Source organism: Microbacterium sp. NPDC090225 (assembly GCF_044772365.1).
In the GTDB taxonomy this organism is placed as follows: Bacteria; Actinomycetota; Actinomycetes; order Actinomycetales; family Microbacteriaceae; genus Microbacterium.
On record NZ_JBIVYS010000001.1, the window covers coordinates 1894660 to 1919021 of the forward strand.

General features: G+C 70.1%; 20 protein-coding genes. 8 read left to right on the forward strand and 12 right to left on the reverse strand.

Going from position 1 to position 24362, the window contains the following annotated elements:
• Positions 1-93: 93 nt before the first annotated feature.
• Positions 94-792, reverse strand: coding sequence for a GTP pyrophosphokinase family protein (locus ACIQTT_RS08980; protein ID WP_402788688.1), 699 nt, complete (start codon positions 790-792; stop codon positions 94-96).
• A gap of 323 nt (positions 793-1115) precedes the next feature.
• Between ACIQTT_RS08980 and ACIQTT_RS08985 the strand changes: the two genes are divergently transcribed.
• Positions 1116-3218, forward strand: coding sequence for an APC family permease (locus ACIQTT_RS08985; protein WP_402788690.1), 2103 nt, complete (start codon positions 1116-1118; stop codon positions 3216-3218).
• Positions 3219-3334: 116 nt separating this feature from the next.
• Here the strand turns inward: ACIQTT_RS08985 and ACIQTT_RS08990 are convergent, their stop codons facing one another.
• Complete coding sequence (locus tag ACIQTT_RS08990) at positions 3335-4504, reverse strand: SLC13 family permease (protein ID WP_402788692.1); 1170 nt, start codon at positions 4502-4504, stop codon at positions 3335-3337.
• A gap of 211 nt (positions 4505-4715) precedes the next feature.
• Here ACIQTT_RS08990 and ACIQTT_RS08995 point away from each other — a divergent pair, with 211 nt between their 5' ends.
• The 6 genes from ACIQTT_RS08995 (at position 4716) to ACIQTT_RS09020 (ending at position 12605) form a co-directional block, all read left to right on the forward strand.
• Positions 4716-4805 (forward strand): potassium-transporting ATPase subunit F, encoded by a 90-nt coding sequence (locus ACIQTT_RS08995; RefSeq protein ID WP_247623718.1) that lies wholly within the window; start codon positions 4716-4718, stop codon positions 4803-4805.
• Entirely contained in the window at positions 4805-6484 is a 1680-nt protein-coding gene (kdpA, locus tag ACIQTT_RS09000; RefSeq protein WP_402788694.1) for a potassium-transporting ATPase subunit KdpA, read from the forward strand. The genes ACIQTT_RS08995 and kdpA overlap by 1 nt, the downstream gene beginning before the upstream one ends.
• Positions 6485-6486: 2 nt before the next feature.
• Positions 6487-8712 (forward strand): potassium-transporting ATPase subunit KdpB, encoded by a 2226-nt coding sequence (gene kdpB, locus ACIQTT_RS09005; RefSeq protein ID WP_402788696.1) that lies wholly within the window; start codon positions 6487-6489, stop codon positions 8710-8712.
• Positions 8713-8806: 94 nt separating this feature from the next.
• Positions 8807-9430 (forward strand): potassium-transporting ATPase subunit KdpC, encoded by a 624-nt coding sequence (kdpC, locus tag ACIQTT_RS09010; protein ID WP_402788698.1) that lies wholly within the window; start codon positions 8807-8809, stop codon positions 9428-9430.
• Complete coding sequence (locus ACIQTT_RS09015) at positions 9427-11937, forward strand: ATP-binding protein (RefSeq protein ID WP_402788700.1); 2511 nt, start codon at positions 9427-9429, stop codon at positions 11935-11937. Before kdpC ends, ACIQTT_RS09015 begins: the two co-directional genes overlap by 4 nt.
• The gene (locus ACIQTT_RS09020; RefSeq protein ID WP_308194251.1) at positions 11934-12605 is read left to right on the forward strand and encodes a response regulator; all 672 of its coding nucleotides are present in this window, start codon (positions 11934-11936) and stop codon (positions 12603-12605) included. The genes ACIQTT_RS09015 and ACIQTT_RS09020 overlap by 4 nt, the downstream gene beginning before the upstream one ends.
• A 179-nt stretch (positions 12606-12784) precedes the next feature.
• Here the strand turns inward: ACIQTT_RS09020 and ACIQTT_RS09025 are convergent, their stop codons facing one another.
• Both ACIQTT_RS09025 and ACIQTT_RS09030 read right to left on the reverse strand, forming a co-directional pair.
• Positions 12785-13588: a tryptophan-rich sensory protein gene (locus ACIQTT_RS09025; protein WP_402788703.1), complete on the reverse strand. Its 804-nt coding sequence runs from the start codon at positions 13586-13588 to the stop codon at positions 12785-12787.
• Positions 13589-13680: 92 nt separating this feature from the next.
• Positions 13681-14244 (reverse strand): TetR/AcrR family transcriptional regulator, encoded by a 564-nt coding sequence (locus ACIQTT_RS09030; protein WP_402788705.1) that lies wholly within the window; start codon positions 14242-14244, stop codon positions 13681-13683.
• 94 nt (positions 14245-14338) lie between these two features.
• Here ACIQTT_RS09030 and ACIQTT_RS09035 point away from each other — a divergent pair, with 94 nt between their 5' ends.
• Positions 14339-15181 carry an alpha/beta fold hydrolase gene (locus tag ACIQTT_RS09035; protein ID WP_402788707.1) on the forward strand — a complete coding sequence of 281 codons (843 nt, stop codon included), beginning with the start codon at positions 14339-14341 and terminating at the stop codon, positions 15179-15181.
• A gap of 95 nt (positions 15182-15276) precedes the next feature.
• On the opposite strand, the gene ACIQTT_RS09040 is transcribed toward ACIQTT_RS09035, so the two are convergent.
• The 8 genes from ACIQTT_RS09040 to ACIQTT_RS09075 all read right to left on the reverse strand — a co-directional run bounded on the left by ACIQTT_RS09040 (position 15277) and on the right by ACIQTT_RS09075 (position 24224).
• Positions 15277-16236 (reverse strand): siderophore-interacting protein, encoded by a 960-nt coding sequence (locus ACIQTT_RS09040; RefSeq protein WP_402788709.1) that lies wholly within the window; start codon positions 16234-16236, stop codon positions 15277-15279.
• Entirely contained in the window at positions 16226-17026 is an 801-nt protein-coding gene (locus ACIQTT_RS09045; protein WP_402788711.1) for an ABC transporter ATP-binding protein, read from the reverse strand. The genes ACIQTT_RS09040 and ACIQTT_RS09045 overlap by 11 nt, the downstream gene beginning before the upstream one ends.
• On the reverse strand, positions 17023-18141 hold the full coding sequence (locus tag ACIQTT_RS09050) for a FecCD family ABC transporter permease (protein WP_402788713.1): 1119 nt from the start codon (positions 18139-18141) through the stop codon (positions 17023-17025). Before ACIQTT_RS09050 ends, ACIQTT_RS09045 begins: the two co-directional genes overlap by 4 nt.
• Positions 18138-19181: a FecCD family ABC transporter permease gene (locus ACIQTT_RS09055; RefSeq protein WP_402788715.1), complete on the reverse strand. Its 1044-nt coding sequence runs from the start codon at positions 19179-19181 to the stop codon at positions 18138-18140. The genes ACIQTT_RS09050 and ACIQTT_RS09055 overlap by 4 nt, the downstream gene beginning before the upstream one ends.
• A gap of 33 nt (positions 19182-19214) precedes the next feature.
• Positions 19215-20243, reverse strand: a complete 1029-nt coding sequence (locus ACIQTT_RS09060) for an iron-siderophore ABC transporter substrate-binding protein (RefSeq protein ID WP_402788717.1) — start codon at positions 20241-20243, stop codon at positions 19215-19217.
• A 252-nt stretch (positions 20244-20495) separates the two neighbouring features.
• The gene (locus ACIQTT_RS09065; protein WP_247623732.1) at positions 20496-20699 is read right to left on the reverse strand and encodes a cold-shock protein; all 204 of its coding nucleotides are present in this window, start codon (positions 20697-20699) and stop codon (positions 20496-20498) included.
• A 232-nt stretch (positions 20700-20931) separates the two neighbouring features.
• Positions 20932-23856, reverse strand: a complete 2925-nt coding sequence (locus tag ACIQTT_RS09070) for an AAA family ATPase (RefSeq protein ID WP_402788720.1) — start codon at positions 23854-23856, stop codon at positions 20932-20934.
• Positions 23857-23945: 89 nt separating this feature from the next.
• Positions 23946-24224: a hypothetical protein gene (locus tag ACIQTT_RS09075; protein ID WP_402788722.1), complete on the reverse strand. Its 279-nt coding sequence runs from the start codon at positions 24222-24224 to the stop codon at positions 23946-23948.
• Between the last annotated feature and the right edge of the window lie 138 nt (positions 24225-24362).

Consider the following 24362-nt stretch of genomic DNA (forward strand, 5'->3'; position numbering starts at 1 on the left):
TCTCCTCCTGGTCCACCCGTGACGGTACTCCCGGACGATCGGAGTCACCACGTGTTGTTCGGAGTCGCCCCGGGATCGGATGGGGCGTGTGGATCAGACCTGCACGATGTGCGGGGGCGGCGGCGGCGCGAGCTGGCGCTTCGGCACCCCGTGCGCCTCGCGGTGCAGCCGCTCCATGCGGGTGTCGAGTTCGGCGGCGGCCTCGGCCGCATCGCTCAGGCTGTCGACGAGGTGCGAGGGCACCTGGTTCGAGAACTTGTAGTAGATCTTGTGCTCGAGGCTGGCCCAGAAGTCCATCGCGATCGTGCGGAACTGCACCTCGACCGGCACCGACAGCGCCCCGGTCGACAGAAACACCGGCACCTCGATGATCGCGTGCAGGCTCTTGTAGCCGTTGGGCTTGGGCGTGGCGATGTAGTCCTTCACGACCCGCACCGTGATGTCGTCCTGCGCGGTGAGCAGGTCGAACAGCTGGTAGACGTCGGCGACGAAACTGCATGTGACGCGCACACCCGCGATGTCGGTGATCTCGGAGCGAATGAGCTCGAAGTCGGGCTCATCGATGCCCTTGCGCGCGAGCTTCTCGACGATGCTGTCGGGAGACTTCAGCCGGCTCTTCACGTGCTCGATCGGGTTGTACGCGTGGTCGTGGGTGAACTCGTCGCGCAGGATCGAGATCTTCGTCTCGACCTCGCGCATGCCGAACTCGTACTCGCGCAGGAACCGCTGGAACTGGTCCCGCAGGGCCTTGGTCTCCTGGATCGAGATCTCATCGACGGGGAGGGTGGTCATGATGTCGACGTTATCCACCCGTGATCGGAAACGGCTGTGCATCCGCGGGTCGGGTGCACCGCGTCGGGCGGAGAACTCCCCGATGGGCGGAGAACCCTGCTCGAAGCATCCGCCCGATACGGAGAACTCCGCCCGCCGGCACGCCCGGAGGCACCTCCCCACGGGCACACCCGCGCGGGAGGAGATCTCGCCCTCCGCAGGAGCATCCGCCCCCATTGCTCCTCCGTTGCGCGAGATCTCCTCCGAATTGGATGCCGCGGCGGGGCGAATCCCCGTAAGGAATTCGTGAGGGCGCCCCGGCGGGCCGTAGGGATTCCGTGAGGATGCCGTCAGGACGCCGTCCGCGAGGAGTAGTGTCGCCGGACGTGTCGGAAGAATTCAGAGAGGGCGGCGATGCGCCGGCGGTCAAGCGCATCCTCATCGGCGAACCCCTGACGAGCGCCCAGGTCGACGATCAGTTGCTGCCCAAGAGGATGGCCCTGCCGATCTTCGCGTCGGATGCCCTCAGCTCGGTCGCCTACGCCCCGCAGGAACTCGTGATGATCCTGCTGATCGGCGGGCTCACGTTCCTCTCCTTCACCCCCCTCGTGGCGGTGGCGGTCGTGGTGCTGCTGATCGTGGTCGTGCTCAGCTACCGCCAGCTCATCAAGGCCTACCCCTCGGGCGGCGGCGACTACGAGGTCGCCTCGAAGAACCTGGGCGAGATCCCCGGCGTGATCGTCGCGGCGGCTCTGCTCGTCGACTACGTGCTGACGGTGGCGGTGTCGGTCGCCTCCGGCGTCGACAACATCATCTCGGCACTGCCCGGCCTCGACCCGTTCCGCGTCGAACTGGCGGTCGGGTTCGTGATCCTCATCATCATCGTGAACCTGCGCGGGGTGCGCGAGGCATCGCTCGTCTTCGCGATCCCCACCTACGTCTTCATCGGCTCGGTCGGGTTGATGATCGTGACCGGCCTCGTGCGCACGTTCCTCGGCGATGCGCCGGTCGCCTCCAGCGCCGACTTCTCGGTGCAGGCCGAGAACCTCAGCCAGGCGGCGGTGATCCTGCTGATCCTGCGCGCCTTCTCGAGCGGATGCTCCGCCCTCACCGGCGTCGAAGCCGTGTCGAACGGGGTGCCAGCGTTCCGCGCGCCGAAGGTGCGCAACGCCCAGTCGACCCTGGTGCTGATGGGCACGATCGCGATCTGCCTCTTCTCCGGCCTCACCGCCCTCGCGCTCATCACCGGCGTGCACTACGCCGAGAACCCCTGCGACCTGATCGGCTTCGACTGCACGAACCCGCAGCCCAGCCTCATGGCGCAGATCGCGTCCGCCACGTTCGGCGGCGGAAGCATCCTGTTCTTCGTCGTGCAGGCCGCGACCGCCTGCGTGCTGCTGCTCGCGGCCAACACCGCGTTCAACGGGTTCCCGCTGCTGGGCGCGGTGCTCGCCCGCGACGGCTACGCCCCGAAGTCGCTCAACACCCGCGGCGACCGCCTGGTGTTCTCGAACGGCATGATCCTGCTGGGCATCGCCGCGATGATCGTGTTGGTGGTGTTCCAGGCGAAGCTGACGACGCTGATCCAGCTCTACATCATCGGTGTGTTCGTGTCGTTCTCGCTCGGCCAGATCGGCATGGTGCGGCACTGGCGGCGCGTGCTGCGCGGGCACGGTGCGGCGTCTCACGACGGGGCCGCGGCATCCGATCGTCGATCCGCCCGCGTGGGCCTCGTGATCAACTCGGCAGGCGCGACGCTCACCGTGCTGGTGCTCCTGATCGTCACGATCACCAAGTTCACGCACGGCGCGTATCTGGTGTTCTTCGCGATTCCGATCCTGGCTTTCCTGATGCTCGGCGTGAAGCGGTACTACCGCGACGTCGACCACGAGATCGCGATCGATGACACGACGCGGTTCGGGGCATCCGGCGACGTCGCCATCGTGCTCGTCAACCACCTGCAGAAGCCGGTCATGAAGGCGATCGACTACGCGATCGCCGCGAAGCACGACAAGACCCTGGCCGTGCACGTGGCCGTCTCGGCGGATGCCGCAGCCGCCGTCCAGAAGGACTGGAAGGACCACCTCGTGCCGATCCCGCTGGTGATCGTCGAGTCGCCGTACCGGTCGTTCGCGCAACCGGTCACGCAGTTCATCACGCAGTACCGCGAGAAGCACGGCTCGTCGGTGGTGACCGTCTACCTGCCGCAGTACATCGTCGGGCACTGGTGGGAGTCGTTCCTGCACAACCGCCGCGCCCGCCGCCTCGCGAATCAGCTCATGCTCGTGCACGGCGTCTCGATCACACTCGTGCCGTGGCTGCTCGACTCGTCGGAGCTCATCTACGGCCGCCGCTCGCGCCCCCTGCCCGGTCAGGAGCGCGCCGGCCGCCCGGTCGTCGTCTCGGGCCGTCGCGCGCACCGACCCGAGGGGCCGCCGCAGGAGTAGAGCGCGCCTCTTCGGAGGCGGAGCCCTCGGCGTGGGGCGGAGTTCTCACCGTGGGGCGGACGAATCGGACGAGAACATCCGCCCCACAGGGAGTTCTCCGCCCGTCGCGGCGCGACTCACGCCACCAGCATCAGCGCCAGCACCGCGACCGCGACGGTCGGGATCGCGGCGATCGCGCCCCAGAGCATGAACCGGCCCCAGCGGATCTCGACGCCGAGCGCCGTGATCCGGTGATGCCAGAGCAGGGTCGCGAGCGACGCCCACGGCGTGATCAGCGGGCCGAGGTTCACGCCGATGAGCAACGCCATGAGAGCGACGGGGCCGCCGGCCGCGGGCTCGAGCACGAGATACGCGGGCAGGTTGTTGATCGCGTTGGCGCTGACCGCGCCGAGGGCGGCGAGTCGGAACAGGTCGCCCGGACCGTCACCGGCGATCGGGGCCGTCAGGAAATCCAGGATGCCGCGGGCGTGCAGCGTCTCGACGATCACGAAGAGGGCCGCGGCGAGCGCGAGCGCCTGCCACGGCACGAGACCGAGCCGCAGGGCAGGGCGGCGGCGCACGGCGAACAGCGCGATCAGCGCGAGGGCGGCGACGGATGCCGGGATCCACACGTCGTGCGTGAGAGCGAGCAGCGGCATGAGGACGACCAGGATGCCGGTGGCCGACCAGAAGAGCACGGGATCGGCCGAGCGCCGCGGCGGTGGCACCTCGTAGGCGGAGAACAGGGTGCGCCGGTGCACGAGAGTGAGGATCGCGACGGGGATCAGGATGCCGACCAGGGTGGGCGCCCAGCTCAGCGCGAAGAACGCCGCGGGGCCACCGACCTGCGACGCGGCGAGCAGGTTGGTGAGGTTCGACACCGGCAGCGCCAGCGATGCGGTGTTCGCGAGCCACACGGTCGCCAGCGCGAACGGGATCGGCGGCACCCCGATGCTCTGCGCCAGCACGATCACTACCGGCGTGACGATCACGGCGGTCGTGTCGAGCGAGAGGAAGACGGTGCTCACCACGGCGAGCGCCACCACCAGCGCCCAGAGCAGCAGCACCCGACCGCGTCCCCAGCGCGCGAGGCGCTGCGAGACCACGTCGAAAACGGCGGCGTCGCGGGCGAGCTCGGCGACGATCGTGATCGCGACGACGAACCCGAGCACGGGCGCGATGCGCTCGCCGAGGGCTCCGGCATCCGCCCCCGGCAGCATGCCGGTGAGCACGCACACGACGGCCACCACGGCGAGCCCGCCGACGACCCACGTCCCGGCTCCAAGCCGCCGGATCCTGTCTCCCACCTCGTGAGCATAGATCTCCCGAGCCCTCGACGGGCGGATGCCGTGAGCAACGCGCATGCATCGGCGCGGGCCCCGTAGGGGAACCGTGAGGAACGGGGAAACGACGCCGCGGAAGGACTTGTATCGGTGACGTGCTCGACATCCTCTACCTCGCGCTGACTCTCGCGCTGTTCGCCCTCGTCTCGTTCGCCGCGAAGGGGGTGGAGAAGCTGTGATCGTCTTCGAGATCATCGCCGCGGCCCTCGCCGCCGCGGCCGTCGTCTACCTCGTGATCGCCCTGGTCGCTGCGGAGCGCATCTGATGGGCGCCGAGATCTGGTTCGGCGTGCTGCAGGCCGCCGTGCTCATCGTCGCCCTCGTGCTGCTCTACCGCCCGCTCGGCGACTACATCGCCCACGTGTTCACGAGCCCGCGCGACGCGCGCATCGAACGCGGCGTGTATCGCGTGATCGGCGTCGACCCGGCATCCGAGCAGACCTGGCGGGCCTACGCCCGCAGTGTGCTGGCGTTCTCGGTCGTGGGTCTGCTGCTCGTCTACGGTCTGCAGCGGCTGCAGGCGTTCCTGCCCGAGTCGCTCGGTCTGCCCGCCGTGCCCGAGGGCCTCGCGTTCAACACCGCGGCCTCGTTCGTCGCCAACACCAACTGGCAGTCGTACTCGCCCGAGCAGACCATGGGCTACACCGTGCAGCTCGCGGGCCTCACGGTGCAGAACTTCGTGTCGGCGGCGGTCGGCCTCGCGGTCGCGGTCGCGCTGATCCGCGGCATCGCCCGCCGCGGCTCGACCACGATCGGCAACTTCTGGGTCGACCTCATCCGCGGGCTCGGACGCCTGCTGCTGCCGATCTCGATCCTCGCGGCCCTCGCCCTGCTCGCGGGCGGCGTGGTGCAGAACTTCGCCGGCTTCACCGACATCACCACAGTCGCGGGCAATCCGCAGACCATCCCCGGCGGACCCGTCGCCTCGCAGGAGGCCATCAAGCTGCTCGGCACGAACGGCGGAGGCTTCTTCAACGCCAACTCCGCTCACCCCTTCGAGAACCCCACCGGCTTCACCAACCTGCTGCAGATCCTGCTGATCCTCGCGATCCCGTTCGCCCTCCCCCGCGCGTTCGGCCGCATGGTCGGCGACCACCGCCAGGGCTACGCGATCGCCGCCGTCATGGGCACGATCTTCCTGATCTCGACCTTCGCGCTCTCGGCCCTCGAGCTCGCCGGCCGCGGCACCGCTCCCGAGCTGGCAGGAGCCGCGATGGAGGGCAAGGAGGTGCGGTTCGGCATCCTGAGTTCGACGCTGTTCGGCAGCGCGAGCACCCTCACCTCCACCGGCGCGGTCAACTCGATGCACGACTCGTACACGGCGCTCGGCGGCATGATGCCGATGCTCAACATGATGCTCGGCGAGGTCGCCCCCGGCGGTGTCGGATCGGGTCTGTACGGGATGCTCGTGCTCGCGATCATCGCCGTCTTCGTCGGCGGACTGCTCGTCGGCCGCACGCCCGAGTACCTCGGCAAGCGCATCGGCCCGAAGGAGATCAAGCTCGCGAGCCTGTACATTCTCGTCACACCGACCCTCGTCCTCCTCGGCACGGCGCTGAGCTTCGCGATCCCCGGCATCCGGGCGGATGTCGAGGCCACCAGCATCCTGAACCCCGGCGTGCACGGCATGAGTGAGGTGCTCTATGCCTTCACCTCGGCGGCCAACAACAACGGCTCGGCGTTCGCCGGCCTCACCGCCAACACCCCGTGGTTCAACACCGCGCTGGGCGTGGCGATGCTGCTCGGGCGCTTCCTGCCGATCGTGCTGGTGCTCGCGCTGGCAGGTTCGTTCGCGGCGCAGGAGAAGGTGCCCGAGACCGCAGGCACTCTCCCCACCCACCGGCCGCAGTTCGTCGGCCTGCTCCTCGCCGTGACGGTCATCGTCACCGCGCTCACCTACTTCCCGGTGCTCACCCTGGGCCCGCTCGCCGAAGGACTCGTCTGACCATGACACTCATCACCCCATCCACCGAGACACCCTCGGTTCCTGAGCCTGTCGAAGGGCCCGAGACCCCGAAGAACCGCACGTTCGGCTGGCCGCAGCTCGCCGCTGCCCTGCCCGGGGCACTGCGCAAGCTCAATCCCGCGGCGCTCGTGCGCAACCCCGTGATGCTGATCGTCTGGGTCGGCGCCGCTTTCACGACCGTGCTCGCGATCGCCGAGCCGTTCCTCGGCGGCCCCGGTGAGTCGGGCGGCACCCCCGTGCCCGCACCGTTCACGGCCGGGATCGCGGTGTGGCTGTGGCTCACCGTGCTCTTCGCGAACGTCGCCGAGTCGGTCGCCGAGGGCCGCGGCAAGGCGCAGGCCGCCAGCCTGCGCAAGACCCGCACGAGCACGATGGCGCGGCGGGTCGTCGGATACGACGCCGTGACGGATGCTCTCGCCGCCCGCACCGAGACCGTCGAGGTCTCGTCGGCCGAACTGCAGCGCGACGACCGCGTGATCGTCGAGGCGGGCGAGCTCATCCCCGGCGACGGTGACATCGTGGCGGGCATCGCGACCGTCGACGAGTCGGCGATCACGGGCGAGAGCGCCCCGGTGATCCGCGAGTCGGGCGGCGATCGCAGCGCCGTCACCGGCGGCACCCGCGTGCTGTCCGACCGCATCGTCGTGCGCATCACCTCGAAGCCTGGCGAGACGTTCGTCGACCGCATGATCGCGCTCGTCGAGGGCGCGAGCCGCCAGCGCACGCCCAACGAGATCGCCCTGAACATCCTGCTCGCGAGCCTGTCGATCGTGTTCGTGATCGTGGTGCTCGCCCTCAACCCGATCGCCTCGTACGCGGCGTCGCCCGTCAGCATCCCGGTGCTCATCGCGCTGCTCGTGTGCCTCATCCCCACGACGATCGGCGCCCTGCTCTCGGCCATCGGCATCGCCGGGATGGACCGCCTCGTGCAGCGCAACGTGCTCGCGATGTCGGGCCGCGCGGTCGAAGCCGCCGGAGACGTCACCACGCTCCTCCTCGACAAGACCGGCACGATCACCTACGGCAACCGCCGCGCCCACGAGGTGCTACCGCTGCCGGGTGTCGACGCCGAGGAGCTGCTGCGCATCGCGGCCCTCGCGTCTCTCGCCGACCCCACCCCCGAGGGGGCTTCGATCGTCGATCTGGCGGCGAGCCGGGGCATCCGCCTCGACGAACCGACGGATGCCGTCGTCGTGCCGTTCACGGCGCAGACACGCATGAGCGGCCTCGACCTGGCCGACGGCACGCAGATCCGCAAGGGCGCCGGGTCGGCCGTGCGGGCGTGGGTGGGCGAGGGGTCCGCGCAGACGGATGCCGAGCTGATGAGTCGCACGGATGCCGTGGCCGAAAGCGGCGGAACCCCCCTCGTCGTCGCGGTGAAGGGCCCTTCGACAGGCTCAGGGACCCATGAATCCGATCCCGAGAGCCGGGTCGCTGAGGCTGTCGAAGCGTCCCACCCCGCGGGCGCCCGCATCCTCGGCGTCGTGCACCTGAAGGACATCGTCAAGGACGGCCTGCGCGAGCGGTTCGACGAGCTGCGCAGCATGGGCATCCGCACCGTCATGATCACGGGCGACAACCCGCTCACGGCGAAGGCGATCGCCGCCGAGGCCGGGGTCGACGACTTCCTCGCCGAGGCGACCCCCGAAGACAAGCTCGCCCTCATCCGGCGCGAGCAGGAGGGCGGGCGTCTCGTCGCGATGACCGGCGACGGCACGAACGACGCCCCGGCGCTCGCGCAGGCCGACGTCGGCGTGGCGATGAACACCGGCACGTCGGCGGCGAAGGAAGCCGGCAACATGGTCGACCTCGACTCCGACCCGACCAAGCTCATCGACATCGTGCGCATCGGCAAGCAGCTGCTCATCACGCGCGGAGCGCTCACGACGTTCTCGCTGGCCAATGACATCGCCAAATACTTCGCCATCATCCCGGCGATGTTCATGGGGGTCTTCCCCGGGCTGGCGGTGCTCAACATCATGCAACTGCACTCGCCGGCATCCGCCGTGACCAGCGCGATCATCTTCAACGCGATCGTGATCGTGTTCCTCATCCCGCTGGCGCTGCGCGGGGTGAAGTACCGCCCGGCGAGCGCCTCGCAGATCCTGCAGCGCAACCTGCTCGTCTACGGACTCGGCGGCGTGATCGCCCCGTTCATCGGCATCAAGCTGATCGACCTCGTCGTCAGCCTCCTCCCCGGCTTCTAGCCCGCGTCGGGACGCTTCGACAGGCTCAGCGACTCACTGGGTCCCTGAGCTTGTCGAAGGGCCCCACCACAAGACTTCCGAAAGGCCCCCCCTCATGTCGTCCACCCGCACCACCGTCCGCACCGCGGGCGTCGCCGTCCGCGCGATGCTCGTCCTCACCCTCGTGCTCGGCGTCGGCTACACGCTCGTCGTCACCGGCATCGGCCAGTTGCTCCTGCCCTGGCAGGCGAACGGCTCGCCCCTCGCCGACGACAGGGGCAGCGCGCTGATCGGCCAGTCCTTTGCTTCGACGGAGCTCAGCACAGGCACGGCCGACGGCGAAGCCCTCCCCGAGTACTTCCAGTCCCGCCCCTCGGCCGCCGGCGACGGTTACGACGGCGCAGCCTCCAGCGGCAGCAATCTCGGCCCCGAGAACGCCGACCTGATCGCCGCGATCGAGGAGCGCAAAGCCACCATCGCCGAGCGCGAGGGCGTGAGCCCCGCCGCGGTGCCGGCCGATGCGGTGACGGCATCCGGCTCGGGACTCGACCCGCACATCAGCGTCGCGTACGCCCTGCTGCAGGTGCCGCGCGTGGCGGCAGCGCGCGACCTCGACGAAGGCACGGTGCGCCGGCTCGTGGAGTCTAGGATTCAAGGGCGGGATCTGGGATTCCTCGGCGAAGAGCGCATCAACGTCGCCGAACTCAATCTCGCGCTCGATGAGCGGGAGGGCGAATGACACGAGAGCGGCGGGGCCGGCTCCGCGTTCTCCTCGGCGCGGCCCCCGGCGTCGGCAAGACCTTCGAGATGCTCGCCGAGGGGCGACGCCTGCTCGACGACGGCCGCGATGTCGTGATCGCGGTCGTCGAGACCCACGGCCGCGCCGCGACCCTCGCCCAGACGATCGGTCTGCCCGAGGTGCCGCGGCGCACCACCGAGCACCGGGGCGTCGCCTTCACCGAGCTCGACGTCGACGCCGTGATCGCCCGCCGCCCCGAAATCGCCCTGGTCGACGAACTCGCCCACACGAACGTTCCGGGTTCGCGGCATCCGAAGCGCTGGCAGGACGTCGAGGCGATCCGGGATGCCGGCATCGACGTCGTCACGACCGTGAACGTGCAGCACATCGAGTCGCTCAACGCGGTGGTCGAGAAGATCACCGGCATCGCGCAGCAGGAGACGATCCCGGATGCCGTGGTGCGGGCCGCGGACGAGATCGAGGTCGTCGACCTGGCTCCGCAGACCCTGCGCGACCGGCTCTCGGCAGGACTGGTCTATCCGGCCGAGCGCATCGACGCCGCGCTGTCGAACTACTTCCGCCTGGGCAACCTCACCGCGCTGCGCGAACTCGCGCTGCTGTGGCTCGCCGACGAGGTCGACAGCGCGCTGCGCAGCTATCGCGCCGAGCAGGGCATCGAGGGCACGTGGCAGGCGCGCGAGCGCGTGGTCGTCGCGCTGACCGGCGGGCCGGAGGGCGAGACCCTGCTGCGCCGCGGCGCCCGTATCGCCGCGCGTTCGGCGGGCGGCGAACTGCTCGCGGTGCACATCTCGACGCAGGACGGCCTGCGCGACTCGACCCCCGGCGCCCTCGCGGCGCAACGCGCGCTGGTCGAGTCGCTCGGCGGCAGCTTCCACCAGATCATCGGCGACGACATCCCCGGTGCGCTCGTCGAGTTCGCGCAGGGAGCGGACGCCACGCAGCTCGTGATCGGTGTGAGCCGTCGCGGGCGACTGATGGCGGCACTGACCGGACCGGGAATCGGTTCGGAAGTCATCCGCCGCTCGGGCGACATCGACGTGCACATCGTCACGCACGCGGCGGCGGGCGGACGCATCGCCCTCCCCCGCATCACCGGTGGGGCGCTCGGCTGGCGGCGGCAGCTGCTCGGCTTCGCGGTCGCCGTCGCCTTCGGGCCCTCGCTGTCGTGGATCATGTTCGCGTTCCGCAGTCCCGAGTCGATCACCTCCGAGGTGCTCGCGTATCAACTGCTCGTGGTCGTGGTGGCCCTGATCGGCGGCATCCGTCCCGCCGTGTTCGCAGCCGTGCTGTCGGGCATCACCCTCGACTTCCTCTTCGTCGCGCCGCTGTTCACGATCACCGTTGCGCACCCCCTGCACGTGCTCGCCCTCGCGCTCTACGTCGTGATCGCGATCCTGGTGAGCATCATCGTCGACCAGGCCGCCCGCCGTGCCCGCACCGCCAAGCGCGCGACCGCCGAGGCCGAACTGCTCGCGGCCGTCGCCGGCAACGTGCTGCGCGGCGACAACGCCGTGCTGGCGCTCGTCAGCCGCACCCGCGAGGCGTTCGGGCTCAGCGGCGTGCGGCTGCTCACCGCCGAGGGCGAGGTGCTGGCCAGCGACGGCGAGCCGCTGGCCGACGGGCGCACCACGACGGTCGAGGTCGGCGCCTCGCACGCCGTGCTCGAACTCAGCGGCGATGCGCTGGACGCCCCGGCTCGGCGCCTGCTCGACGCGATCGTGGCGCAGCTCTCGGCCGCGATCGAGCACACCGGGCTTCGCGCTACCGCGAAGGAGGCCGCCGCGTTGGCCGAGACCGACCAGGTGCGCAGCGCCCTGCTCTCGGCGCTCAGCCACGATCTGCGCCGCCCGCTCGCCTCGGCGGTCGCGGCGATCGGCGGACTGCGGGGCGCCCACGACCTGTCACCCGATGACCGTGCCGAACTGCTCGCCACGGCCGACGAGAGTCTCGCGACCCTCTCGACCCTCGTCACCGATCTGCTCGACGTGAGCAGGGTCGAAGCGGGCGTGCTCGCGGTCTCGTCGACGCGCCTCGACGCCACGGGCCCCGTCCTCGCCGCCGTCGACGAACTCGGACTCGGCCCCGCCGATGTCGAGCTCGCCCTCGATCCCGCCCTCCCCGCCCTGCGGGCCGACCCGGTGCTGCTGCAGCGTGTGATCGTCAACGTGCTCGCGAACGCCCACCGCCACTCGCCCGAGGGAACCCGTGTGCTCGTGTCGACGAGCGCCCTCGGCGAGCGCGCCGAGATCCGCATCATCGACCGCGGCGAGGGCGTGCCGGTCGAGCGGCGCGACAGCATCTTCCAGCCGTTCCAGCGATTCGGCGACACCGACAACACGACCGGATTGGGTCTCGGACTCGCCCTGTCACGCGGTTTCGCCGAGGGCATGGGCGGTAGCCTGACTCCCGAGGACACCCCCGGAGGCGGCCTCACGATGGTCATCTCACTGCCGCTGGCCGGCGCCGACACGGAGGACACGGAGTGAAGCTCCTCATCGCCGACGACGATCCGCAGATGGTGCGGGCGCTGCGCATCACGCTCGCCGCGCACGGATACGAAGTGGTCGTCGCGGCCGACGGCGCCGCCGCGGTCGCCGCCGCCGCCCAGACGCATCCCGACCTCATCATGCTCGACCTCGGGATGCCGCGGCTCGACGGCATCGAGGTGATCCAGGCTCTGCGCGGTTGGACGAACGTGCCCATCATCGTCGTCTCTGGGCGCACGGGTTCCGCCGACAAGGTCGAGGCGCTGGATGCCGGGGCCGACGACTTCGTCACCAAGCCGTTCCAGGTCGACGAGCTGCTCGCCCGCCTGCGGGCGCTGTCACGGCGGGCGGTTCCGGCCGGCGGCGAGTCGACGGTCACCTTCGGCGACGTTGTCGTCGACCTCGCGACCAAGACCGTCACGCGAGGCGGATCACGGGTGCACCTCACCCCGACGGAGTGGCGCATGCTCGAGCACCTGTCGCGGCATCCGGGAGCCCTCGTCACCCGGCAGGACCTCCTGAAGGAGATCTGGGGCAGCGAACAGGTCTCGGACTCGGGATATCTGCGGCTGTACATGTCGCAGCTGCGCAAGAAGCTCGAGCAGGAGCCCAGTGCCCCGGTGCACCTGCTCACCGAGTCCGGGATGGGTTACCGCCTCGTCGTCTGACGGGTGCCCCGGGGTGGGACGCTTCGACAGGCTCAGCGACCCACTTCCGCTACCGGGCCCCTGAGTTACTGGGTCCCTGAGCTTGTCGAAGGGCCCCGCCCCCGCATCACCGGGCCCCTGAGTTACTGGGTCCCTGAGCTTGTCGAAGGGCCCCGCCCCCGCATCACCGGGCCCCTGAGCTACTGGGTCCCTGAGCTTGTCGAAGGGCCCCGCCCCCGCGCGACCCCGATCACGCCCGCGAGCACGAGCACCACGGCCACGACGATCGCGGCGATGCCGGTCGGCACACTCTCCGGCGCGTCCGTGAAACGTCCGACCGCGAGCCACACCAGGCCCCAGGCGGTCGCGAGCGCCGGAGCGATGCGCCCGGTGACGAGAGCCGCCGCGACGCCGATGACCGCCACGACCACGAGCACGGCCACGGCCCAGATGTCGGCCTGCTGCGCCCAGCTCTCGGGCGCGATCTGCGTGAACCACGCCGCGGTGTTCGCCACGGTCGCGATCGTCACCCACCCGAAGTGCAGCCCGTTGGCACCGTCGGTGAGGATGCGGTCGACGAGGTTCTTCGCCGGGAACCTCCCGAGCAACACGATCACCCGGGCGAGCACCGCCACCAGCAGCGCGATCACGATCACCGTGAGCCACAGCGTCAGGAACCGCGCGGTCACCAGCCAGAGGCCGTTCAGCACCATCGAGGCGGCGATCCATCCGCCGACGGCCTGCTGCCGAGCATCCGCCCGTTGCCCCGGCAGCGCCTGCCACACCGTGTACGCGAGCAGGCCGATGTAGATCAGCGACCAGATCGAGAACGCGGGGCCGGCGGGCGCGAGGTACGACCCCTGAGCCGAGAGTGCGCCGTCCTGCAGGTCGTCGACGGATGCTCCGCCGAATGCCCCCGCTCCGACGGCCGCCGCGATCAGCATGAAGGATGCCGCGGCGATGACCAGGCTCTGTCGGGCGATGCCCGTCGTCTGTGTCTCCATGCGACGCACGCTACCGACCTCGCGACCGCTGCACAGGACCCTTGACTCTCGCCTGGCAATTGTCTAGCCTGGCTAGCGAATGGGCTCGGAGGTCAGCCGGCGACGGCCGCGTCGATCAGCACCTCGGCCGCCCCGCGCGCCTGCACCGCAACCTCCGCGTCGCCTGAGATGGCCGCGGTGCTCTGCGCACCCTCGGCGAGGATCGACAGCTGCGCGGCGAGCAGGGGGGATGCTCCCGTGCTCGCGACGAGGCCCGACATGTACTCCTGGAACGAGGCCTTGTGCGCGCGCACGATCTCGGCGACCTCGGGGTTCGTGCCGCCGAGTTCGCCGAACGCGTTGATGAAGGCGCAGCCGCGGAAGTCGTCGGTGCAGAACCAGTCCTCGAGGTACCCGTAGACGGCGAGCAGGCGGGCGCGGGGGTCGTCACCGGCATCCGTCACCGCGGCCGTCAGGCCGGACTCCCACTCACCGTGCTTGCGCGTGAGGACCGCGGTGACGATGTCGTTCTTCGCGGGGAAGAGGCCGTAGAGGCGGCGCAGCGACACGCCGGCGGCCTGACGCAGCTCGTCCATGCCGACGGCCGCGTATCCCTTGCGGTAGTAGAGCTCCTCGGCGGCGGAGAGGATGCGTTCGCGTGCCTCGTCTTCGGTCATGACAGAAGTCTACTTGACATGAGAACGATCGTTCTCTATGTTGGACGTATCGAGCGAGAACGATCGTTCTCACCTCATCGAAAGGATCAGGATCATGGGTTACATCACCGTCGGGAACGAGAACAGCACCCCGATCGAGCTCTACTACGAAGACCAGGGTTCGGGTCAGCCCGTCGTCCTGATCCACGGCTACCCGCTCGACGGCCACAGCTGGGAGCGCCAGGCCCGCGAACTCCTCGCCCAGGGCTACCGCGTCATCACCTACGACCGCCGCGGCTTCGGCGGATCGTCGAAGGTGAACGCCGGTTACGACTACGACACCTTCGCCGCCGACCTCCACACCGTGCTCGAGACCCTCGACCTGCAGGACGTCGTGCTCGTCGGCTTCTCGATGGGCACCGGAGAGCTCGCCCGCTACGTCAGCCGCTACGGCGCCGACCGCGTCGCCAAGCTCGCCTTCCTCGCCTCGCTCGAGCCCTTCCTCGTGCAGCGCGACGACAACCCCGAGGGCGTGCCGCAGGACGTCTTCGACGGCATCGAGGCCGCAGCCAAGGGCGACCGCTTCGCCTGGTTCACGCAGTTCTACAACGACTTCTACAACCTCGACGAGAACCTCGGATCGCGCATCAGCCAGGAGGCCGTCACCGGCAGCTGGAACGTCGCGATCGGCAGCGCCCCCGTCGCCGCCTACGCCGTCGTCTCGTCGTGGATCGAGGACTTCCGCGCCGACGTCGAGGCCGTGGCCGCCGCCGCGAAGCCCACGCTGATCCTGCACGGCACGAAGGACAACATCCTCCCGATCGACGCCACCGCCCGCCGCTTCCACCAGGCGGTTCCCGCGGCCGAGTACGTCGAGGTCGAAGGCGCCCCGCACGGCCTCCTCTGGACCCACGCCGACGAGGTCAACGCCGCCCTGAAGGACTTCCTCGCGAAGTAAGCCCGGCTCGCCGGCATCCGCTGCGGGATCGATATGTCACGCCTCAGAGGTATTTGACGTGACATATCGATCCCGCACTGTGCGTGACGGGCTACTCAGCCGCGCATGGCGACGCCGCGTCGCCAGTAGCCCATGAACGCGACCTGGCCGCGGTCGATGCCGAGATCCTTCACGAGGTGACGGCGCAGCGTCGTGACCACACCGCTCTCGCCGGCGATCCAGAAGTACCGATCGCCGGGGGCATCGGATGCCGCGATCTCCTCGCCGAGCCCCGAGTACGCCGGCGTCTCCCACAGCAGATCGTCGCTCTCGATGTCCTTGACCGCGATCTCGTCCGAGGCATCCGCATCACCGAGGTGCGCGAGCACCGCCGGGATGACCTGGAGTCCGTGGGCCTGGTCGGCGTCGCGCGCCAGCCAGTGCACCTCGACGCCGGCGGGGGCATCGATCGCGAGCTCGTCGGCGGCCGACGGAACCTCGATGAACGCCGTGCCGCGCAGGTCGCGCGGGGCGTCTTCGAGGATGCGCGCGATCGCGGGGGCCGCGGTCTCGTCGCCCACCAGCACGACCGACGGCGCATCGCCCGGTCGGTACTCGGTGCCGCCGCCCGCGATCACGCCGCGGCGCGGTCCGATGATGATGAGCTCCTGCCCGGCCTCGGCCGCGCTCGCCCAGCGCGACGCGGGACCGGTGAGCCCGGGCGCGAGGTGCAGCACGAAGTCGATGTCGACCTCGGTGTCGCCCGAGACCGGATCGACCCGCAGATCGCGGATCGAGTACGTGCGCATGGTGCCGCGCTCATCTTCGGGCACGGCCAGGAACGACGCCCACCAGTCCGGGGTGTCGCGTTCGAGCGGGGGCAGGATGCCGGATGCCGGCGGGAAGATCAGCTTGATGCGGGCATCGAACACACCGCCCGGGGTCCCGAAGTCGTCGAGGTCGTCGCCGCCGAACGTGACCCGCACGAAGTTGGGCGAGACGCGTTCGACGCGGCGCACCTCGGCGCGGGCGAGGATGTAGGCCGGCTTCTCGGCGGTGGTGGTCTCAACGGACATGGTGCCTCCCGATGGGTGTGACCATCGGCTTGCCGGAGACCGGATCGATGGTGATCTGATTGGGGAGGCCGAAGACCTCCTCGACGAGCTCGGCGGTGACGACGTCGGCCGGGGCGCCGATCGCATGCACGCGCCCCTCCTTCATCGCGACGAGCTCGTCGGCGTAGCGTGCGGCGAGGTTCAGGTCGTGCAGCACCATCACGATCGTGGTGCCGCGGGCGACGCTGAGGTCGGTGAGCAGGTCGAGCACCTCGACCTGGTGGGCGACGTCGAGGAAAGTGGTCGGCTCGTCGAGCAGCAGGATGTCGGTCTCCTGCGCGAGCGCCATCGCGATCCACACGCGCTGGCGCTGGCCGCCCGACAGCTCGTCGACGCTGCGATCGGCGAGCTCGGTCACCCCGGTGGCATCGAGCGCATCGGCGACGACCTCGTAGTCGTGGGCGCTCCAGCGGGCGAGCGTCTTCTGATGCGGATGCCGTCCGCGACCCACGAGGTCGGCGACGGCGATCCCCTCGGGGGCGACCGGCGACTGCGGCAGCAGGCCGAGGATGCGGGCGACCTCCTTGGTGGGTCGCGCGTGCACGGACTTACCGTCGAGCACGATCTGTCCTACGGCCGGCGAGAGCAGGCGCGCCAGCGAGCGCAGGAGCGTCGACTTGCCGCATCCGTTCGCGCCGACGATCGTCGTGATCTTGCCGGGCGCGACCGTGAGGTCGAGGCCGTCGATGATGGTGCGGTCGCCGTAGGAGAGGGTGACCCCTTCGGCCGACAGGCTGTGCGAGACGGTCACAGCGATCCTCCCGAGCGGTTGGTGCGGATGAGCAGGTAGATCAGATACGGAGCGCCGAGCACACCGGTGACGACGCCGACCGGGTAGCGGGTGCCGAGCAGGAACTGGGCGATCAGGTCGCTGCTGAGCACGAGCACGGCGCCGACGAAGGCGCTGGGCAGCAGCAGGTTCGCGCCGGGGCCGGTGATGCGTGCGGCGATCGGACCGGCCATGAACGCGACGAAGGCGATCGGGCCCGTCGCGGCGGTCGCGAACGCGAGCAGGGTGACGGCTCCGAGGATGAACAGCAGGCGGGTGAGGTTCACGCGGATGCCGAGACCGGATGCCGAGTCGTCGCCGAGCTGCAGGGCACCGAGCGCCCCCCCCTGCGACAGCATCAGCGGAACGATCACGGCCGCGGCGATCGCCATCGGCAGCACCCGCTCCCACGAGGCGTTGTTGAGGCTGCCGGTGAGCCACTGCATCGCGGTCTGGATGTCCCAGTTCGCGGCGCGCGACAGCATGTACGAGATGAGACTCTGCAGCATGGCCGCGACGCCGATGCCGATGAGGATCAGTCGCGTGCCCGCGAAGCCGCCCTTGATCGAGAGCAGGTAGATCACGAGCGCCGTGAGCACGGCGCCGGCCAGCGCGAACACCGAGACGACGGGGCCGTTGAGCGACAGGACGATGATGCCGAACACGGCCGCCGCACCCGCCCCCGCCGAGATGCCGATGATGTCGGGCGAGGCGAGCGGGTTGCGCAGCAGCGTCTGGAAGCTCACACCCGCGATGCCGAACCCGAAACCGGTGAGGATCGCGAGCACCGCGCGCGGCAGACGCAGGTCGCCGACCGTGAACGAGGCCCCGGGCACCGTCTCGCCGAGGATCACGCGGATGACCTCGCCCGGCGTGTAGAAGGTGTTGCCGACCATGAGCGCGACCGCGAACAGCGCGAAGACGATGGCGCCGAGCACGATCGTCGCGGTCGCGTGGCGGCGGTGGCGCGCACGGCGTCCGGCGACGACGGCGGCGACGCGGGCGGATGCCGTCTGCTCCGGGCGGTCGAGCGTGTGATCGGGGGTTCCGGCGGCGCCGGGGTTTCCCGAGGAGTTCGTGCGGTCGGTCGTGGTCACAGCTCACGCACCTTCTGACGGCGGACGATCCAGATGAAGAACGGGGCGCCGATGATCGCGGTGATGATGCCGACCTGGATCTCTTCGGACGACGGCGAGATCACGCGGCCGACGATGTCGCTCGCGGTCAGCAGCGCGGCACCGGCGACGGCCGAGAACGGGAGCAGCCAGCGATGGTCGGTGCCGATCAGCATGCGGCAGACGTGGGGGATGACGAGGCCGACGAACCCGATCGGGCCGGCGATGGCGGTGGCGGCGCCGGCGAGGATCACGGCGCCCAGGGCCGACAGCATCCGGGTGCGGAAGACGTGCTCGCCCAGACCCTTGGCCATGTCGTCGCCCAGCGCGAGCGAGTTCATGCCCCGCGAGCTGGCGAAGCAGATGAGGGCGCCGAGGAGGAGCACCGGGGCGGTGAGGGCGATGCGCGGCCACTCGGCGCCGCCGACACCACCGACCTGCCACGACTGGAACGTCTGGAGCAGATCGACGCGGGGCAGCATGATGGCGCTGATGAGCGAGGCGAACGCGGCCGAGGTGGCGGCGCCCGCGAGCGCGAGCTTGAGGGGCGTCGCACCGCCGCGGCCGAGCGACCCGACCGTGTAGACGAAGGTGGCGGCGGCGGCCGCGCCGACGATCGCGAACGCCATCTGACCGTAGGGGTTCGCCAGCCCGAAGAACGCGATCCCGATGACGACGGCGAGCGATGCGCCGTTCGAGACGCCCAGGATGCCCGGGTCGGCGATCGGGTTGCGGGTGACGGCCTGCATCGTGGCACCCGAGAGCGCGAGCGCGGCGCCGACGAGCAGAGCGAGCACCGTGCGCGGGATTCGCTTGACGATCGCGGCCTGCTCGATCGTGTCGCTGTGGCCGCTGAACGCCGCGACGATGTCGTCGAAAGACACGGCGCGCACGCCGAACGACACCGACAGGATGCTGAGGACGAGCAGGAGCGCGACTCCGGCGAGAAGCCAGAGCGTGCGCACCAGCACCGGGCGCCGCAGGTCTGCGGCGCCCGGTGCGATGGTGGTGGTGGCGGTCACTGAGGTGTCACTCCGCGCGAGCGGACTGATCGATTACTGAGCGAGCGGCGCGGCCAGCAGGGCGAGGTAGTCGCTGAGACCCCACGGGATCGACAGCGGCGACGGGTTGGCGGATGCCGCGATCGGGGTGGCGTCGGGGAGGATCGCGATGCGTCCCTCGGCGATGGCCGGGATCTTCGACAGCAGCGGGTCGGCCTGCAGCGTCGCGATGAGCGACTCGTCGCCGTAGGTGGCGATCACGTCGACGTCGTCGAACTTCGCGGCGTCCTCGGCGCTCACCGACAGGTAGAACTCCTTGCTGTCGGCGGTCTCCTCGACGAGCGACGGGAACGGCAGGCCGAGGTCGTCGTGCAGGTAGCCGGGGCGCGTGTCGATGGCCGTGTAGTAGCCGATCTGGCTCAGGTCGGTCGGGTCGAAGAACGCGAAGATGACCTTCTTGTCCTTGAGGGCGCTGTTCGCCTCGAGGGCGGCCTCGGCGTCGGCGTGGAGATCTTCGATGAGGGCCTGACCCTCCTCCTCGAGGCCCAGGGCCTTCGAGTTCATCTCGATCATCTCGTCGACCGGGGTGCCCCAGGCGACCTCGGGGTAGGCGACGACCGGAGCGATCTTGGAGAGGGTGTCGTACTCCTCCTGCGTCAGGCCGGAGTACGAGGCGAGGATGACGTCGGGGTTCGTGTCGGCGACGGCCTCGTAGTCGATGCCGTCGGCCTCGTCGAAGAGCACCGGCTCTTCGCCGCCCAGCTCGTCGAGCTTCTCCTCGACCCAGGGCAGGATGCCGTTGTCGTCGTCGTCGCCCCAGCTGGCCTTGCTGAAGCCGACCGGCACGATGCCGAGGGCCAGCGGCACCTCGTGGTTCGCCCAGGCGACCGTCGCCACCCGCTCGGGCTTCTCGGTGATGGTGGTCTCACCGTAGACGTGCTCGATCGTGACAGGGAAGGCGTCGTCGGAGGCCGGGTTGGCGCCGGCATCCGAACCGCTCTCGGTGGCGGACGTCGCACAGGCCGTGAGGCTCAGCGCGAGTGCCGCGGCGGCGCCGACGGCGAGGAGACGAGAAGTGCGCACAGCAGATCCCTTCGGGTTGAGGAGGGGTGAGGCGCAGAGTCGCGCCGGTTTGGTAAGGCTGACCTAATGTAACCCGAAGTTAGGCGAACCTCAATTCGAGAGGCCGCATCGTTACCCGTATTCCAGTGGTCCCCGAGCCCCCTCGGCGGCCCGGTTCCCGAGCGAGCGGAGCGAGACGACAGGCCGCACCCGGAAACGAAGAAGCCGGCCGGCTCCCGAAGGAGCCGACCGGCCTCATACGATCACGAGGGATCAGAGGGGGCGAATGTTCGCAGCCTGCATGCCCTTGGGGCCGCGCTCAGCGTCGAATTCGACCTTCTGGTTCTCGCGCAGCTCCTTGAAGCCGCTGCCGGTGATCGCCGAGTAGTGGGCGAACAGGTCGTCCGTGCCGTCATCGGGAGCGATGAAGCCGAAGCCCTTTTCCGCGTTGAACCATTTCACAGTGCCAGTGGCCATGTGTTTTCTTCTTTCTTTTTGATGTGGCCGCTGTTATGCACGGCCGCAGCACCGCACCGGAGCATCCGATGGGTACAGGGTGTCGCACTCCGGCTGGAGGCGTGAGCTGAGAGTTTTTCGGAATCCGTGCCGAACCGATCGGCGCAGAAGTCGGATCCGTATTGAGGGCCGCACACGTCTCGTAGAGATTCGCGGGCCGGTGATGAACGATCCCCCGGAAGGAGGAGCAAGGTCACCGTATCACGCCCGCTCGGGAGTTCACCTGGGCGGGCACGCGCGCACCCGCCGCGATCGCCGCTTCGGTGCGCGTGCTGACACCGAGCTTGCGCAGCACGGCCGAGACGTGCACGCTCACCGTTTTGACGCTGATGAAGAGTCTCTCGCCGATCTGGCGGTTGCTCAGCCCTTCGGCCAGGAGCTCGAGTACCTGCCGTTCACGGGCGGTGAGGGCGTCGGGATCGGACGCGGATGCCGCCGCCTCCCCGTGCCCGCGCCCCGACCCGTCGCCGTTGACCGCATCGAGCGAGAGCCCCGCCGCGTGCGCGAACGTCGTGACCGTGGTCGTGAGACGGACGTGCCCGAGGGCTCGCGCGATCGTCGCGGCGTCGGCCAGCAGCATCGCCGCGGCCGTACGGTCGCCCGCGCGCAGCAGCACACGTGCCCGCTCGAGACGGGTGATCACGCGGAACACGACGGGCACGTCCTCACCCTCGGCCAGGTCGATCGCCCGCTGCAACGCGGTGTCGGACGGCGCGAGCAGCGACTCGACGATCGGCGACCACGAGTCGGCGAGCAATTGGGCGGGCTGCGCCGTCCAGGCATCCGCCACCCGTTCCGACACCGTTGCGGTGTCATCGCCCCCGGCGCGCAGTTCGGCGATGATCGCCGCAGCCTGCAGCAGCAGCCGCCGCTGATGCAGCAGCACCGGGCCGTCGTCGTCGAGCATCGTGACGATCTCGGCGAGCGCGCCGCGCAGGTCTCCGGCGCTCTCGGCCACGGCGACCGTCATCGTGATGAGGTCGTACCAGATCTGTCGCTCGGTCTGCCCGGTCTCGACGAAGGCCGGGCGCCACTCGCGCAGCATGTCGGCGGCCTCGGTCGACCGCCCACGCCAGGCGAGGGCGCGCACCCGGGTCATGCTCGAGTACATGCGGAAGACCCGCAGCGCTCCCTGCCGATGATCGCGCGACATCATCTCATCGACCCGCTCGATCTCGCCGCGCTCGAAGAGGGCGACCGACATGTTCTGCATCATGATCGAGCCCGAGCTGCGACCGACACCCAGCGATCGCGCGAGGGCGAGGCCCTCTTCGGCGATGAGAACGGCCTCGCCGTAGCGACCGAGCAGCGTGAGGGCGTCGGAGTAGTTGACGCGGTAGCGCAGGTCGGCGTTGGAGCTGCGGGCGAGGTCGCGCGCGCGGTCGAACTCCACGATGCCGCCCGTGATGTCGCCCAGGTGCGCGAGCGAGACGCCGTGCACGTTCGCGGCGATCGACATCTGATCGCGGTCGCCCGCACGGCTCGCGATCTGCTCGGCCTCGTCGGCGACGCGGAGCGCATCGTGCAGTCGGCCGGCGACCATGTAGCGGCTGGCGAGCTGGTTGAGCACCGTGGCGTGCAGCGCATCGTCGCCGACCCGCGCCGCGAGGTCGAGTGCCTGCTCGGTGAGCGGGATCGCCCCGGGGCGCCCGAGGTTGGCGAGGTACTGCGCCTTGTCTCGCAGCAGGCGGGCGTGGAGCCGCGGCGCGACGGTCGCGGGGTCGATCTCGTCGAGCGCCGCGCTGATCACGGCGAGCGCGCGTTCACCGTCTCCGGCGTTGCGCAGCACCGACCCGAGCGTCTGCAGCAGGTCGACGTGCGAGAGCCCGGCGACGGTCGCAGCCTCGGGCACGCTCGGCCAGATCTCGAGCGCGAGCTCGCCGAAGCGCGCGGCGGCGGCGAAGGCGAAGCGCCCCTTCGCATCGCGCATGGCGTCGATCGAAGCGACGAGCGCCCGCGGTTCGTCCTGCGCGAGATGCCAGTGGTGCGCGAGCGACGCCGTGTCGACGCCGTCGGTCCCGTCGCGCTCCGCCTCGAGCGCCTCGGCGTAGGCCCGGTGCAGGCGAGACCGCTCACCGGGGAGGAGGTCGTCGTGCACGGCCTCGCGCAGCAGCGCGTGCCGGAACCGGTAGAGGTCGGCATCGATCACCAGGATGCCGCCGCGCGCCGCCTCGCGGATCGCCTCATCGAGCCGGTCTTCGGGCAGCCCCGCGAGCATCGACAGCAGGGGGTGCGAGAGCGGGCGCTCGGCGCCGGAAGCGACCTGCGCCACCCGCTGCGCGTCGTCTCCGAGCCGGTCGAAGCGGGTGAGGAGCACGTCGCGCAGGCCGTCGGGCAGCGGACCCGTCGTGCAGTCGGCGATCTCCTCGACGAAGAACGGCACCCCCTCGGCGCGCTCCTGCATGCGGGCGAGAGCGCCGTCGGACACCGAGCGGCCGGTGAGCTGCTCGGCCAGGGCGCGCACGGCGTCGCCGTCGAGCCGCGGCAGCGTGACCCGCTCGATCAGGCGGGAGCGCGTCGCCTCGACGATGAACCGGCTCACGGCATCGCCCCGGCGCACGTCGTCGCTGCGGCAGCTGAGCAGCAGGAGGACACGTCCGCGGGCGAGGGTGCGCAGAAGGAAGGAGAGGAGCGCGAGCGTCGATTCGTCGGCCCAGTGCAGGTCTTCGATCACGAGCACCTGCGGGGCCGCCTCGGCCGCGGTCTCGATGAGCGTGGCGATCGCGTCGCGCAGGCGGTCGGGGCTCGTGCGCGCGCGGTCGGCGGGTTCGTCGACGAGTTCAGGCAGCAGCATGCCGAGGGCCTCGGCACCGACGCCGACGGCCTCGCGCACGCGTTCGGCACCCAGATGCCCCACGATCGAGCGCAGGATCGCCGTGAGGGGCCCGTACGCGGTGCGGGCCGCGCCGAGATCGAGGCACCAGCCCACGTGCACATCGGCACGCGTCGAGACCTCGATCGCGAACTCGCGCAGCAGCCGAGACTTGCCGATGCCGGCCTCGCCGTCGATCAGGACACCGACCGGCACCCCCTCGGCCGCACCGTCGAAGAGCCGGCGCACGAGGCCGATCTCGGCATCGCGCCCGACCATCGCGGAACTCGGCGCGAAGGAGGACATGCCTTCATCGTGCCACTCCCCTCCGACATCCGCCGGGCTCGCCCGATCGCCGGCGCCGGTTCGGTCTCGGCGCAGCGCGACGACCGGGTTCACCGGGCCGCGACCGGCTCGCGCGGCACGCCGGCGGCGCGGTTGCGCGCAGGCGCGGCATCCGTCGTCGGACCCTGCGGGGCACGTGCCTCACGCCGGCCACGCGCAACCGCGACCGCACTCGCCCGACGCCCCAGCATCCGCCCGATCACGCCCACCGGGCGCGGCACGATCTGGTCGGTGTGCTCGCGGATCGACCGGCGCCGCTCGATCGCCCACTCCCGCTGCTGCTGCTCGAATGCGGTGACCACCTGGTGCGAATAGGTCTGCTCGTACATGACGCCTCCTCGTTATCGATATCCCTAGACAACGCTCTGAGGCCCCCTCCCGGCATCGGACGGATTCCCTATCTTCGGCCGACCCACCCCCTTATGCGCGAGCACCCCCTGCTGCACGGGGCAGAAGGGGGTGGCTGG